The 14788-nt window shown below is 40.5% G+C and carries 16 protein-coding genes; 1 reads left to right on the top strand and 15 read right to left on the bottom strand.

The annotated features are described in order from the left end of the window. Positions 1-1614 (top strand): M28 family metallopeptidase, encoded by a 1614-nt coding sequence (locus P20439_RS11885; RefSeq protein WP_008467115.1) that lies wholly within the window; start codon positions 1-3, stop codon positions 1612-1614. A 31-nt stretch (positions 1615-1645) separates the two neighbouring features. Here the strand turns inward: P20439_RS11885 and P20439_RS11890 are convergent, their stop codons facing one another. From P20439_RS11890 to P20439_RS11960, 15 genes are all read right to left on the bottom strand, one after another. Next, positions 1646-2593 (bottom strand): EAL-associated domain-containing protein, encoded by a 948-nt coding sequence (locus P20439_RS11890; RefSeq protein WP_008467117.1) that lies wholly within the window; start codon positions 2591-2593, stop codon positions 1646-1648. Between the two features lie 231 nt (positions 2594-2824). Then, positions 2825-3040 carry a calmodulin gene (locus tag P20439_RS11895; protein WP_008467119.1) on the bottom strand — a complete coding sequence of 72 codons (216 nt, stop codon included), beginning with the start codon at positions 3038-3040 and terminating at the stop codon, positions 2825-2827. 69 nt (positions 3041-3109) lie between these two features. After that, on the bottom strand, positions 3110-3322 hold the full coding sequence (locus P20439_RS11900; RefSeq protein WP_008467121.1) for a calmodulin: 213 nt from the start codon (positions 3320-3322) through the stop codon (positions 3110-3112). 160 nt (positions 3323-3482) lie between these two features. Beyond that, positions 3483-3695 (bottom strand): calmodulin, encoded by a 213-nt coding sequence (locus P20439_RS11905; protein WP_008467122.1) that lies wholly within the window; start codon positions 3693-3695, stop codon positions 3483-3485. 579 nt (positions 3696-4274) lie between these two features. After that, complete coding sequence (locus P20439_RS11910) at positions 4275-4490, bottom strand: TIGR02450 family Trp-rich protein (protein WP_008467123.1); 216 nt, start codon at positions 4488-4490, stop codon at positions 4275-4277. Between the two features lie 382 nt (positions 4491-4872). After that, positions 4873-5226 (bottom strand): cupredoxin domain-containing protein, encoded by a 354-nt coding sequence (locus P20439_RS11915; protein ID WP_008467129.1) that lies wholly within the window; start codon positions 5224-5226, stop codon positions 4873-4875. Positions 5227-5248: 22 nt separating this feature from the next. Continuing rightward, on the bottom strand, positions 5249-7495 hold the full coding sequence (locus P20439_RS11920) for a heavy metal translocating P-type ATPase (protein ID WP_008467131.1): 2247 nt from the start codon (positions 7493-7495) through the stop codon (positions 5249-5251). Beyond that, positions 7492-7929, bottom strand: coding sequence for a MerR family transcriptional regulator (locus tag P20439_RS11925; RefSeq protein WP_008467133.1), 438 nt, complete (start codon positions 7927-7929; stop codon positions 7492-7494). Before P20439_RS11925 ends, P20439_RS11920 begins: the two co-directional genes overlap by 4 nt. Positions 7930-8087: 158 nt before the next feature. Next, entirely contained in the window at positions 8088-8582 is a 495-nt protein-coding gene (locus P20439_RS11930) for a DUF2059 domain-containing protein (protein WP_008467134.1), read from the bottom strand. A 131-nt stretch (positions 8583-8713) separates the two neighbouring features. Next, positions 8714-9046 (bottom strand): Na+/H+ antiporter subunit G, encoded by a 333-nt coding sequence (locus P20439_RS11935; protein WP_008114566.1) that lies wholly within the window; start codon positions 9044-9046, stop codon positions 8714-8716. 9 nt (positions 9047-9055) lie between these two features. Then, positions 9056-9325, bottom strand: a complete 270-nt coding sequence (locus P20439_RS11940; protein WP_008114565.1) for a K+/H+ antiporter subunit F — start codon at positions 9323-9325, stop codon at positions 9056-9058. Continuing rightward, positions 9319-9855: a Na+/H+ antiporter subunit E gene (locus tag P20439_RS11945; protein WP_008467136.1), complete on the bottom strand. Its 537-nt coding sequence runs from the start codon at positions 9853-9855 to the stop codon at positions 9319-9321. Before P20439_RS11945 ends, P20439_RS11940 begins: the two co-directional genes overlap by 7 nt. Beyond that, positions 9855-11372 carry a monovalent cation/H+ antiporter subunit D gene (locus tag P20439_RS11950; protein ID WP_008467138.1) on the bottom strand — a complete coding sequence of 506 codons (1518 nt, stop codon included), beginning with the start codon at positions 11370-11372 and terminating at the stop codon, positions 9855-9857. The genes P20439_RS11945 and P20439_RS11950 overlap by 1 nt, the downstream gene beginning before the upstream one ends. After that, entirely contained in the window at positions 11369-11716 is a 348-nt protein-coding gene (locus P20439_RS11955) for a Na+/H+ antiporter subunit C (protein WP_008114561.1), read from the bottom strand. Before P20439_RS11955 ends, P20439_RS11950 begins: the two co-directional genes overlap by 4 nt. Continuing rightward, positions 11716-14508: a monovalent cation/H+ antiporter subunit A gene (locus P20439_RS11960; protein WP_008467140.1), complete on the bottom strand. Its 2793-nt coding sequence runs from the start codon at positions 14506-14508 to the stop codon at positions 11716-11718. Before P20439_RS11960 ends, P20439_RS11955 begins: the two co-directional genes overlap by 1 nt. Positions 14509-14788: the final 280 nt, after the last annotated feature.

Consider the following 14788-nt stretch of genomic DNA (forward strand, 5'->3'; position numbering starts at 1 on the left):
ATGTCTTATATAAAAACCATCACATTTTTTTTAGTTATTGTACTAACGGGTTGCTCAGAGTCTGCAACCCCCACTTCCTCGCTCGAAAACAGTCCGGGCGTTAGTTTAAATAATATAAAACAGCATATTAAAACCCTTGCCTCTGATGACTTTGAAGGTCGCGGTCCATTAACATTGGGTGAAGTAAAAACCGTTGGCTATTTGAGTGAACAATACAAAGCCATAGGGTTAACTGGTGCCTATAACGGTGATTTTTTACATCCGGTTAAAATGGCCATGATCACCGCAGATCAAAACATGCAATTGACCATGGGTGATTTAAGCTTTAAAGGGGGTAAAGACTTTACTGCTCGTACTAAACAATTACAGCCTGTTATTGATGTTCGCAATTCTGATGTGGTCTTTGTCGGTTATGGTATAAATGCCCCTGAATATAACTGGAACGACTACGCCAATATTGATGTAACTGGTAAAACCGTTATTGTGCTGGTAAACGATCCGGGCTTTGCCACTCAAGACGATACGTTATTTACTGGTAATGCCATGACTTATTATGGCCGCTGGACTTATAAATATGAAGAAGCCGCGCGCCGAGGTGCAAAAGCGGTATTTATTGTTCATGAAACAGCCCCAGCCGCATACCCTTGGGGCGTGGTTGAAAGCTCAAACACGGGCACTAAATACAGTCTAATGGATAACAACCTTAATGCATCTGAACTGCCGGTTATGGGCTGGTTAACACTTGATGCCGCTGAGCAAGTATTTGCATCAGCACACTTAAATTACCAACAATTAAAGCAACACGCATTAAGTAAGCAATTTCAAGCCAAGGAATTGAACTTAAAGGCGAACCTTGCATTTAAAAACGAAGTGTCACATGCAAAATCACATAATGTGGTCGCAAAAATCACAGGCAGTGAAAGCCCAGATGAATACATCGTTATTAGTGCCCATTGGGATCACTTTGGCACTAAACAAACCGACAGCGGTCCTAAAATTTATAATGGCGCCGTTGATAACGCATCAGGCACCGCGGCCACCCTTGAGGTTGCTCGAATAATGCAAAAAATGCATCAGCAAACACCGTTTAAACGCTCGATTATTTTTGCCAACTTCACCGCCGAAGAAACCGGTTTAATTGGTTCAGCGCAGTTTGCCTCTGGTGACGTGATCCCAACAAAGAATATGGTTGCCCTACTAAATATTGATGGGATGAACGTACTCGATAGCACCGACTATATTTTACAGTACGGTAAAGACCTCTCGACTATGGAATACTATTTAGCTAAAGCCGCAAACGCGCAAGGACGTCAAGTTAAACTGGATCCTCGTGCGCAAAATGGCTTATTTTTTAGATCGGATCATTTTTCACTCGCTAAACAAGGTGTGCCAAGCTTACTGTTTATGAGCCTAGGTGATACCGATCCTGACTACATCACTCATAAATACCATAAAGAAGCTGACGATTACTCAGCTGATTGGTCATTAGGTGGGGTAAAACAAGATGTAGAACTGATTGTTGATATAGCCTCACAACTGGCGAATAACGGTGATTGGCCAAAATGGACAAGCGCGTCTGACTTTAAAGCCAAACGCACCGCTGACAAACAATAAATACAATTAAACATTACTACTTAAAATCCTCCTACTCGGAGGATTTTAGTTTTACCCGTGCCTGTGTAAGTAATGTTTCAGCTTTTGCCCCTAAATACACATATATCGCTAAAGCAATTAAAAGTCCCACCACTGCAAGCATCATCGCTATAGCTGGCATTAAATACTCTGATTGCCCTAATGCGGCTTTAAACATAGTGAGTAGTGCTTCAATTGATATAGCAATTAACACGGTAGAGATAAACCGGGTAATGGTTCGTCGTGTTGATGAGTGTCTAAAAATATCTTTATGCATGAGGGTTTCTTCCTCAAGAATTGTTTTGCCAAGATCAAAAACAGCCAATGCTAACGTGATATAAATAATGATGCTAAAGGGTTCTAGGGGATCGGACGAACTATTTACGTGAGTTATTAATTCATAGATGTCGATAAATACGATGTTGAGTAAAAAAAGCACCAAACTAAATAAGCACGCCACAATAATGCCATAACCTGCTTTAAAATAAGGTGACATAGTCGCACGAGCAGTATCACCCATCACAAACTCAATAAGCTGCGTTAAACTTACATCAACAACTAAATAATGTTGATTATTGATAGGTTTGTTTAATTCTTTAATCGCAGATATACATAAATGGTTGGTCGCAATAGAAATATAAGGCGCAGTAAAACAAATAGCATTACAGGCTTTTACATTTAAAAAATAAGGCCGCTCACTTAAATCCTGATTATTGCCTCTCTGTGCCAATTTTTTATTGTAGGCACGTTTAAAGCAAACGTTATTGCCCTGTTGTGAGCCCTTCTCGTCTAAACAGTATTGTAATTCTAAAAAAGGATAATGCTTTGTTAAATAGCGCATATCACGATTATTAGCGATGCCGTCATCTATACTCATTAAAATTGATTCTAATAAGCTATGTATTATCTGCTCATATTCGTTATAGCGCTCTACACTACTGATATAACTCATTCTCGCCATAATTAGGCTCCTTAAATACCCTAATCAACAGCTAAGCAAGTTTAAAACCAAAAATTAAAAAGCTTAAAAATCAATAGCTTAATTTAAATTCATTGACGCCATTGCACTATTTTAGTGACAACTGCACACACTATTTCTCGCCACGCACAAAAAAGCAGCTGAGTATTTACTACTTAGCTGCTTTTTATGTCTCGTTTACAAATTACATAAACGCTTTAATCCGTAATGTAATTACTGAACTTTTGCGAACTCTTCTTTTGAAAGCTCACCGTTGCTATCAACATCTAAATCATCAAATAATTGAGCTAGTTGTGAGTTAGCTTGTGCTTCAGACTGGCTAATAACGCCGTCGCCATCAGTATCGAAAGAATCAAAGTCAACCGCAGCAAAAGCCGCTGAAGATGAAGCAAGTGCAATTAAAGCGAGTGTTTTAGTAAATGTTTTCATAATTAATCCTTAGGCTAAATGCCTTAATTAAAATGGTAAGAAGTCCTTTTCAAAGATCCTTAAGGGAAACTAGTACGCTGAAAATTCGTCTTTAGAAAGTTCACCATTACCATCTACATCTAGCTCTGCAAACTGCTCCATAAGCTCAGCAGCAACCGATGCCTCTGCTTGGCTGATGGTGCCACTGCCATCTACATCAAGCGTTTCAAAGTCTGTGCTTGCAAATACTGCAGATGAAGAAGCAAGGGCCATTAATACCAGTGTTGATTGTAACTTTTTCATAATATAATCCTTCAAGGTGTGCAATGTTCGTCAAATAAAAAATAATTGGCTCAAAACTATCAACCTCATATCCTTGCGATTCTTTGTCATAGGCTCCCTTGCCTATTTAGGTTGTCTTGGGCAACTCAGAATCAGTAGTAGTATTGAGTACTAAAGCTGGTTACGCCTTAGAAAACTCTGCTTTAGATAACTCACCGTTTTGGTCAGTATCAAGCTCAGTAAACTGGCTCATAAGTGAGGCGTCAACTGATGCTTCAGCTTGGCTAATAGCGCCGTTGCCATCCACATCAAGAGTGTCAAAATCGGTTGCCGCAAAAGCCGCTGATGAAGAAGCTAAAGCCATTAGTACCAGTGTTGATTTAAGTGTTTTCATAATGTAATTCCTTCATTAGGTTGTGCGATAAAAGCGATATGCTTTATCACGTTTTTGCTAAATACAGCTTAGGTAGTACAACTTCGATGCCATGTTTTTAAAGTTATTTAAAAACATGCAGTTAGAACGATTTTGAAGTATTTTGATAAAAATAAACCATGATTTTGTTGCTTTTTAGCAACAGCCACAGGGGCTGAAATAAATAAACATTTAAAATCAATAAGTTAAATTATAATAAAAAAGAGACATGGGAATGAAAAAACGGGAAAAATCATGTTTAGAGCAGTTATGAGAATAAACCGACTCTGAACACATGCGCCATGCTTACTTTAATGGTATAAAATAATACGCATAACGCATTGAAATATAATAACTAAAATAATATTTCTATTATTTTTTATAAAAACTTTTGAAGAACGATTTAAAAACTATCGTTTTGTTGCCAAATGGCGAATTGGGATGAAAACAAGCTGTAATAGAGGAGAGTCGCTAGCAATGTGTTGTTCGAAAAAACAATAAACTAGTCGCTCATACTCATAAGGGCTATGAGCATGAGCAATGTATTTTACAAAGTCTGCTTTATTTCCAACCTTGCAGCCATTTTTGTTGATCTTTTAAATCGCGCCACTGGATTGGGTATTGGTTTTTTGACATTACCGCCTCAGTGATACATTCAATGACGTTGCCGTCTTCATCAAACTCAACCTCAACAATAATAAAATGTTTTTCCTTATTAATTGCTGGGATCGCTGTCCATTTACTATTAAGCAGTTTTTTAGGGTTTAATTTATTCATACTACGCCTTCTAAGTTTTCTGCTTGAACATACGCATCAGAGCCATTTTTAGTTTTATTAATCTAGGGTCTGTTGACCTTTCAAGGTTAAATTTGCAGCAGTCTGTTTGGTATTTAGGCAAGGCAGAGCCTATGTGGTGTGGTTATTCCCCAGAAATAGGCGATAACGCAGCATCAATGCCAAACAGGCGCTGCCCTTCGGGTTCTGCCTAGGGGCGATTTACTCTTTGTTGCCTACATGGATGTAGGTAAGGGGCGTGAGCAGGACGCGGAAGCTTTGCTCGGTTCTTACTTAGTCCACTAGGTTACAAACCTCGCGCCGCGATTAAACCGCTCCTAGTATGAACAAATTGTAATCCGCAAAGGTCAACAGACCCTAATATTCAAGACACTACTAACGTGCCTTTATACATTTGCATTTGGCAATGAAAAGCATATTCACCCACTTTAAGTGCCGGCAGCTCAACAGTGTTATTCTCACCCATAGCGAGCGTTTTACTGATATCGAGTGAAGGAAACACCACCGTTTCGGCGCATGGAGCGCTGTCTTGTCGATTAAACGTCAGCGTTACTTTTTTATCAGCAGCCACTTTAATATGGGCAGGAGAATAAACGCCGTTATTAACAACTATCGTTATTTTGTTATTATTACTTTGCACTTGCTTAGGTTTGTATAGCCAAAACCAGTAAATAATAACCGCAATTAACAACGCGCCGAGTATATTGATCATCAACATAATGCTACTCCTATTTATAAAATTACGATTTACTGGGTTTAAAAAAGCGCAGGCGATTGGCGTTTGTGACCACAGTTAGTGATGACAACGCCATAGCAGCACCTGCAACAACCGGGTTGAGTAATATACCAAAAAATGGATATAACAGCCCCGCAGCAATTGGAATACCTGCCACATTGTAAATAAATGCACCAAATAAATTTTGCTTAATATTGACTATAGTGGCGCTACTAACCGCAATGGCATCGCCAAGACTCTGTAATGAACCACGCATTAAGGTGATATCAGCGCTCTCTATCGCCACATCGGTGCCAGTGCCAATAGCAAACCCAACATCGGCCTGTGCCAGTGCCGGCGCATCGTTTATACCATCACCCGTCATACCGACTATTTCACCTTTAGCTTGGCGTTTAGTTACTTCACTGGCTTTGTCATCAGGCATTACTTGGGCAATAAAGTCCTTAATACCGACTTTGTTAGCGACGGCTTTGGCGGTAGCTTGGTTATCACCGGTCAGCATAACAACATGGATACCTTTTTTTTGTAGACGTTTAATGGACTCTGCTGAATCGTCTTTTATCGGATCGGCTACCGCTATAATGGCTTGTAGTTGGGTATCAATAGCAAAATACATTGGCGTTTTAGCGGCGCTGGCTAATTGCTCAGCTTGCTCTTTTGCCTCTGCAATACTGATATTATGTTGGCTCATAAGCGCTTCATTGCCAAACAATAAAGTTTGCCCATTTAATAATGTGCCTGTAACACCTTGCCCCGTCACAGCGTTAAAATCGCTGACTTTTTCAATCGTGATACCTTCATTTTCAGCATAACTTACAATAGCTTGCGCTAAAGGATGTTCAGAGCCGCTTTCAAGACTAGCGGCAAGCTTTAGCACGTGTACTTTATCGCTGTCATTAAAATTAATGATATCGGTAACGGTGGGTTTTCCTTCTGTGATCGTGCCAGTCTTATCTAAAATCATGGTGGTTATTTTAGAGGTGGTTTGCAGCGCTTCTCCATTACGAATAAGTATTCCCGATTCAGCGGCTTTACCTATCCCAACCATAATTGACATAGGGGTTGCTAAACCCAGCGCACACGGACAGGCAATGATAAGCACCGTGGTCACGGCCACTACCGCATAAGCAATGCTCGGCTGGGGGCCAAAATTAAGCCAAGCAAGGCCCGCGAGCACCGCAATAATCATTACCGTAGGAACAAATACGCCGGATATTACATCGGCTAAACGCCCTATGGAGGGTTTAGAATTTTGTGCTCGTTTAACCATATTAATAATACTGGCAAGTGTGGTTTCACTGCCAATATGGGTGGCTTTAAATAGCAACGTGCCACTTTTATTAATACTGCCTGCAACAATGGTATCACCCTCACTTTTGTTCACTGGCATAGGCTCACCCGTGAGCATTGACTCATCCACTGAGCTGCGACCTTCAATGACTTCACCATCCACGGGGATTTTTTCACCGGGGCGTACACGCACAGTCTCGTTTTTTAGTACCTCACTAATAGCTATATCTTGCTCTTTGTTATCACGCACTACCCGAGCAGTTTTTGGCTGCAAACCGATTAAGCGTTTTATCGCCTCAGAAGTACGACCGCGGGCTTTTACTTCAAAGGCAAGGCCTAGGCTAATTAAACCGATGATCATCGCTGAGGCTTCAAAATAAACATGCCTAGCCACCTCGGGTAACACGCTTGGCGCAATGACTACCACCATAGAATACAACCACGCGGTACCTGTGCCCAACGCAATCAGTGTATCCATATTAGCGGTGTGGTTTTTAAATGACTGCCATGCGCCGTTGTAAAACTGTTTACCCGCAATGGCCATAACCACTAAAGTGACTATACCAACAATAAACCAGCCAATGCGCTGCGCGTTGGTGGTGACACTCATATCAAAAATAAGCCCATACAACATAAGCGGAGCGCCAACGCCTAGCGCCAATACCATATTACGCATTAGCTTTTTATAGTGCGCGTTATCGGCTTTGGCTTTTTCATCTAGCGCGTCTTGCTCCGACTCACTATTCATTGGCTTAGCCTTGTAGCCTATATTTTCGACTGCTTCAATCAGCTCTGCTGATGGCGCATTGCCTTCAACTTGCACACTGCGATCAGCAAAGTTCATTTCAACACGCTGCGCACCTGATACGCTTTTTAGCGCTTTTTCTATTTTTGCGACGCAGCTGCCGCAATTAGCACCTTCAATTATAAAATTTTGCACTGTGTCTTTATTGTTGCTCATTTTGCTTCCTCGGAACTAACTTGTTCGTTAAGGGGATCTACAAAGGTCTCAATTAAACTACATATATCGGCACTTACAGCACCATCGCTTGAGTTTTCCCACTGTTTTACCGCAGCTTGCATACGCGTTCTTAGTTTGAGTGTTTCTTGAAATAGCCGCTCTGTTTCTTCGAGCCGTTTAGTTATTAATTGTCGTGTCAGTGGGCATGGGCAATTCCCTTGCTCCGATTGAGCAACTATTTGCTGAATATCTTTTATTGAGAAACCGAGTTGACGCGCACTAATAATAAACTTTAAACGTTGCTGATCGGCTGCGGTATACTCTTGATAACCATTGCGCTCACCACGAATAGGATTAAGCAGCTTTATTCGCGTGTAATGACGAACTGTGTCTTGGGTCACGCCCATAGTATTGGCTAATTGCTTTACGTACATCATTAAACCTCTGGCTGGCTATGTAATGACAACATAATAAACCTATGTGTAACACATAGGTCAACAATTAATTAAGCATATGGCTGGGAGTGCGAAAGAAAGTTAAGATAAGAGCAGCCACAATATGTGACTGCTAAATTTGAGAGCTACTGTAGTGCTTAGTTTGCTTCGCTTCGCGATTGCTTAAGTGCTTCACCAAGCTCACCCGCAATTGCTTGAATTTCAGGCATAGCGTCTTGTACTAAGGCTTGTGACATTTGCATTGATTCTTGCATTACTTGTGGCATTTTCTTCAAAATAGCCTGCCCTGATTCTGTCTTATAAAAAGCTAACATGTCGCTAATTTCTTGTTCAGTAAATTGTTTATCGTAGAGGTTAATCATCATCGGCTGCATTTTTTGCCAGCTCATTTTTGTTTTTAATACCTTGGTCATATCAGCATAATATTTGTCGAAAATTGCTTTCTCATCTGGCTTAACGCCCATTTGCACTGACATATTTTGCATCATACCCTCAACTTGCGCATACATAGAGTCAACCATGGCATCCATGTTCATCACCTCTACCAGCTCATCAATTTTTTGCTGTTTGGCAGTTTGCGCTGCAAGGTTAGTTGAAAAAATTAAAAGTGAAAGCAGTATTACCTTACCCATATTAATATCCTTTTGTATTTGAATTAGCGTCATACTTACATGTTCAACAAGTGTTGTAAATGGGGACAACCAAAAAACAAAAAAGCCGAATAACACACGTTTATTCGGCTTTTAATCGTTTGTGCTCAAAGCTAATCTTTTTCGATATTATCGAGTCCTTTTGTTCCCTCTTTGGCTTTAAGCTTATGATGAATTGCGGTTTTAATCAGCATGTAGCCACTGATAGGTGCAGTGATTAATAAAAATATAGTGATTAATATTTCTTTTACACTTAAGCCACTGACTGAATTAGCAAAAAATACCATAGCAGCGGTAAGAATACTCGCCATACCTAAAGTCGTCGCTTTCGTTGGCCCATGTAAACGCATAAAAAAGTCAGGTAATTTAATTAAGCCAATTGAGCCAATTAAAATAAATAACCCACCTAACAGCAGCAATATTGATACGATCCATTCACTTATCATTTTAATACCTTACTCAATTATGTCGCCACGAAGTAAATACTTACATACTGCTACCGTACTTATAAACCCAAGCATGGCAATAAGTAAGGCTGCTTCAAAGTACAACCCCGTACCCATACTAATACTGTATAAAATAATCAGTGCAATCACGTTAATGTACATAGTATCTAGCGCTAAAATACGATCTGGAACTGATGGGCCAATAATAAGTCGCCATAGATTAAGTAATAACGACAATCCAACCATTGAAAAAACAATCAGTAATACTGTATCTAACATTGAAATATCTCCTTTAGGGGAGCTTCGTAACGTGCTTTAATTTGTTTAATAAGCGCTTGCTCATCATCTAAATCTAACACGTGAATTAATAAATATCGCTGTACCGGTTCATCGTCTTCATTAAGCGATTTAATCAGCGGGTAAACCTCGGCACTTACCGTACCCGGCGTTAAAGACACACAGCTGGCTAAAATAGTAATTGGCATTTCATGCATTAGATCTATAGGCACTTTAACAAAGCCTGGACGCAGATTTTTTGAAGGGCCTAGAATTAATAATGCTACTTGCAAATTAGCCACAATAATATCGTAAAGTACGATCAGTAACTGCTTAAATGCCAGCCCAGGCTTTAGTATCAGCGGTTGCGGATCTCTAAATGACATACTAAATAACGGTATTAACAATGCTAATATCGCTCCTAATATAATATGCCCTACCGACACACTGTTATTTAATAATAGCCATACTATAAATAAAAACAGACTACGAAACGGCGTAGGTAACCAACGAAAACGAGCTTGTAAGCGCATTACATACCTCCCTTAAGTACCGCATTAATACCACCACTAATATCGTGAAGTTGTGCTGCCGCTTCGAGTGCGTATTGTGTTGCCACGTCACCAAAAACAACCAGTAGTATTGAGCTTACTAATAAACCAACTAACACGGTTACTTGTAGCGGATGGGCATTAGCAACATCGCTAGCATCACCTGTTTTGTCTTTACGTTCCCAAAACAAACTTGTACCCGCACGTGATATAGCCACAATAAGCGCTAGGCTCATAATTAAGTAAACAGGCCAAAACACCAGTGCTTGCTCACTATTTAATGTGGTTTTTAAAATCCAAATTTTGCCAACAAAGCCCGAAAATGGTGGCATACCAATGACGGTTAAACCGGCAATAATAAAACATGCCCCCAATAAGAATGGTTGTTTTACTGCACGCCCACCGACTAGTCGGTCGCCAGCTTTACCCCGTTGTGTTGCAATTAAATCAGCGAGTAAAAATAACGCCGCAGTTACTAACGTTGAATGCACTAAATAATACAATAGTGCAGCTGTGGCATTTATGTTTTGAAGTGCCACTAATGCCACTAAGGTTCCCACAGAGACAAGCACTAAATTAGCGGTAAGCTTGCGTAAATCTTGTGAGGCTAACACCCCTATTGCACCAATCACTATGGTAGCAATGGCCAGCGCCCACAGCCAAGACTGCGCCATATGTTCAAGCTCGCCGGCTTGTTCACCAAAAATTACCGTGTATACACGTAAGGTCGCATAAACACCAACTTTGGTCATAATCGCAAATAATGCAGCAACCACAGGTATCGCACTTGCATAGGCATTTGGGAGCCATAAATGCAGTGGTAATAGTGCACTTTTAAGTGCAAATACAACGAGTAATAGTAACCCGCCTGCTTTTGCTAAATAAACATCGTCACCGGTTAGCAGTGGTACTTTATTAGCCATATCAGCAATATTTAAAGTGCCTAATACTCCGTATAAAATACTTAAACCAATTAAAAACACGCTTGAGCCGACTAAATTTAAAATAACATAATGCAGCGCTGCGCGCGTTTTGGGTTTGCCGCCACCGTGCATTAATAGCGCATAAGAGGCAATTAATAACACTTCAAAAAATACAAAGACGTTAAATAAATCGCCCGTTAAAAATGCACCATTTACCCCTAATATCAAAAAATGGATTAAAGGATGGAAAAAGCTACCTTGTTCATCATCACCAGCACAGCCATATAAAGCCACGCCAACACCCAAAAAGGCGGTTAAGGTAACTAACAAGGTCGAGAGCATATCTGCAACCAGTACAATACCAAATGGTGCAGACCAGTTACCTATTGCATAAACAATAATACCGTTATCTTTAACCTGAACCAGCAGTAATACCGTGACTGCAAAGGTTAAAATAGCCATTAAACTAGACGTTAATCGACGTGCAAATAAACTTTTGCCACACGGTGGAAGCAACAAAATAATTGCTGCTAACATTGGCAGTAAAATAGGCAAAGATGCTAAATGCTGAATCATTTTCTCTCCTTGCGTTTACTTCTGGTTAGGCTGCCATCAACGTGATCGTTACCTAAATCTGCTCGGCCACGAATAGATAAAATAACCACAAACGCAGTCATAGCAAAGCCAATTACAATGGCTGTTAACACTAAGGCTTGTGGCAGCGGATCGGCATAATCAGCGCCCGTTCCTAGTACCACGGCTTTATTAATTGTTAAGCGCCCTGATGAGAATAAAAACAAATTAACCGCGTAAGAAATCATTGTCAGCCCCAATACCACAGGGAATGTGCGCGCTCTTAATAATAAGAACACGCCACAGGTGACTAGCACGCCAACGCAAGATGCGTATAACAGTTCCATTAAATATTTACCTCTTCTTTCTCTGCGTTCGCTGTCATATTACCTAAGCTCGCAAGGATCATCAGCGTAGCGCCAACAACAGTTAAGTACACGCCCAAGTCAAATACAATGGCGCTAGCTAGCTCTGTTTTACCAACAAACGGAATATCAAAGTAATCAAACCAAGTAGTTAAGAATGGTTTATCGAAGAACCAACTTCCCACACCTGTAAACATGGCAATAGCGATACCTGATGCAATAATTTTGCGATAGTTAACATCAAAACGTTCATTAATCCACGCAGTACCATGGGCCATATATTGTAAAATAAAGGCAATAGAGGTTACGAGACCAGCTATAAACCCACCGCCCGGTAAGTTATGACCACGTAAGAAAATATAAGCGGATACTAATAGCGCCAATGGTAATAAGCTTTGTGAAATACAAGCCAATAAAATAGGGTGACGGTCTTTAGACCATGGGCGCCCTTCACTGTCGCTTGCTGGCATATAAAGCGGAATTCTTGATAACAGTTTAAATATACCCAGTGCAGCAATACCTAACACGGTAATTTCACCTAAGGTGTCAAAGCCCCTAAAATCAACCAAAATAACGTTAACCACGTTAGTACCACCACCGCCTATTTTGGCGTTAGCAATAAAGAACTCAGAAATTGAATCAAGCGGTCGAGTCAGTAAAGCGTAACAAATACTAGCAATAATCACCCCTACGGTAGAGGAAATAACCACATCACGTAAAATGCGCAACGAGCTAGATTCTCTCGGCGTGCTTTGTGGTAAGAAAAACAGTGCCAACATTAATAGTATAATAGTGGCTACTTCAACTGTAAGTTGCGTTAAAGCCAAGTCAGGCGCTGAAAAACGGGTAAACGCCACCGACACCATTAAACCCACAATCGACAGCATTAATAACGACACCATTCGAATTCGATGCCAAATAACGGTAGCAATTGCGCCTATTATGAGTAGCCCTGCACCAATTGCGTTTTGAATGTCAACCGGAGTATTAGGCACACTGCCAGCTAGCTGTTTCATTTCAAATAATGGCCAACCAGAGGCAAGTAATACAACACCTAACATAATAAATACATAGCGTTGTAATGAGCCATTTTCTGTTGATTGGATTTTGTTTTGACACCAATTAACCACTACCGCTAAAAAACGCTCGAAGATTTTTTTAGCATTAAAAGGAGGTAACGACGCCTGGAACTGGAACAAGTACTTACGATTAACGTAAATAAATAAACCACCAATTACTGCCATACCACTCATAAGTAGAGGTAAATTGAAACCATGCCAAATAGTCAACTTGTACTCGGGCATAGCTTGACCAAGTACAGCCAGTGATGCAGCCGACAAGATACCGTCGACGACAAAGTGTGGAAAAATACCCACTAAAATACACAGTACCACTAAGATTTCTATAGGCACACGCATATAACGCGGCGCTTCATGAGGGGTACGTGGTAAATCAATTGGCTCACCATTAAAGAACACGTCATGAATAAAGCGTGATGAGTACGCCACCGACAACGCACCCGCAACAGTCGCTAGCACCGGAATTAACCAAGACATTGAGCCAAGTACCTGCTGATGCAGAGTCTCAGCAAAGAACATTTCTTTTGATAAGAAACCATTTAACAACGGTACACCTGCCATAGCGGCAGCAGCCACCATCGCCAAGGTTGCCGTATAAGGTAAGTAGCGCCACATGCCATTGAGTTTGCGCATATCACGAGTCCCGGTTTCATGGTCAATAATACCGGTTGCCATAAATAACGACGCTTTAAACGTCGCATGGTTAATAATATGAAAAATAGCGGCAACGGTTGCAAGCTGTGTATCTAGACCAAGTAATAACGTAATTAAGCCCAAATGACTAATCGTTGAATAGGCTAATAAGCCTTTTAAATCATGTTTGAATAACGCGATATAAGCGCCAAATAATAGCGTGGTTAAACCGGTCAAACCGACCAATAAAAACCAGGTATCGGTACCCGCCAATGCGGGATAAAAACGCGCAAGTAAAAAGATACCCGCTTTTACCATAGTGGCAGAGTGTAAATACGCACTAACCGGCGTAGGTGCAGCCATGGCGTGCGGTAACCAAAAATGAAACGGGAATTGTGCAGATTTAGTAAAAGCACCTAGTAAAACTAATACCAATGCCAATTCATATAAGTCGTGAGATTGAATAATCGCTTTACTGGCTAAAATGGTGTCTAAATCGTAACTGCCAACAATGTCGCCTAACAACATTAAACCACCCAGTAAGGCTAAACCACCGGCACCTGTTACCGCTAATGCCATACGCGCCCCCTTGCGCGCCTCTGATTTATGCCACCAGTAACTGATTAACAAAAACGAGCTAATACTCGTTAGCTCCCAAAACACCCATAACTGAATTACATTATTTGACATAACAATGCCTAGCATGGCGGTCATAAATAACATTAAATAGCTAAATAGCTTTGGCAGTGAATCATTTTGACTTAGATAATAACGGGCATACAAGATCACCAGTAGCCCTATTCCTAAAATCATAAATAAAAACAGTAAACTCAATCCATCCAAGCGCAAGGAAATATCTAACCCTAAGGCTGGTATCCACTGCGCGCTAAAACGAATAGTTTCTCCCGCAAGAACAGCGGGCGCATGATAAAGTGTAATTGCAAGCGCGGCTAATGGCGCAATAGCCGTTAGGCTCGTTGCCTGATTTCGAGAAAGTTTGCCGGTGCATGCAGAAATAACACTGCCTAATAAGGATAACAGGGGTATCCAGAGCAAAGTCATAATGAAGGGCCTTTTTGAATCATAAAGTTTATCAATTCGCTACTTGTTATTATTAAATACCAAAGTGACTTGGGTATACGTTTTATGTCTGTTTTTTAACAACATTAATACGTACAGTTATACTGATAAACGCAGTTTTTGTCTATAGAAAGCGCCGCTAGCAGGATAATAATCAAACAAAAATGCCTATAAATTCATGAACTGAAGTAAAACAAGCTTAGCTTTTAAGCAGTTTTAATAGGCTCATATAATCATTGGTTAAACAACCTAAAAGCACTCT

This window comes from Pseudoalteromonas sp. BSi20439 (assembly GCF_000241165.1).
GTDB lineage: Bacteria > Pseudomonadota > Gammaproteobacteria > Enterobacterales > Alteromonadaceae > Pseudoalteromonas.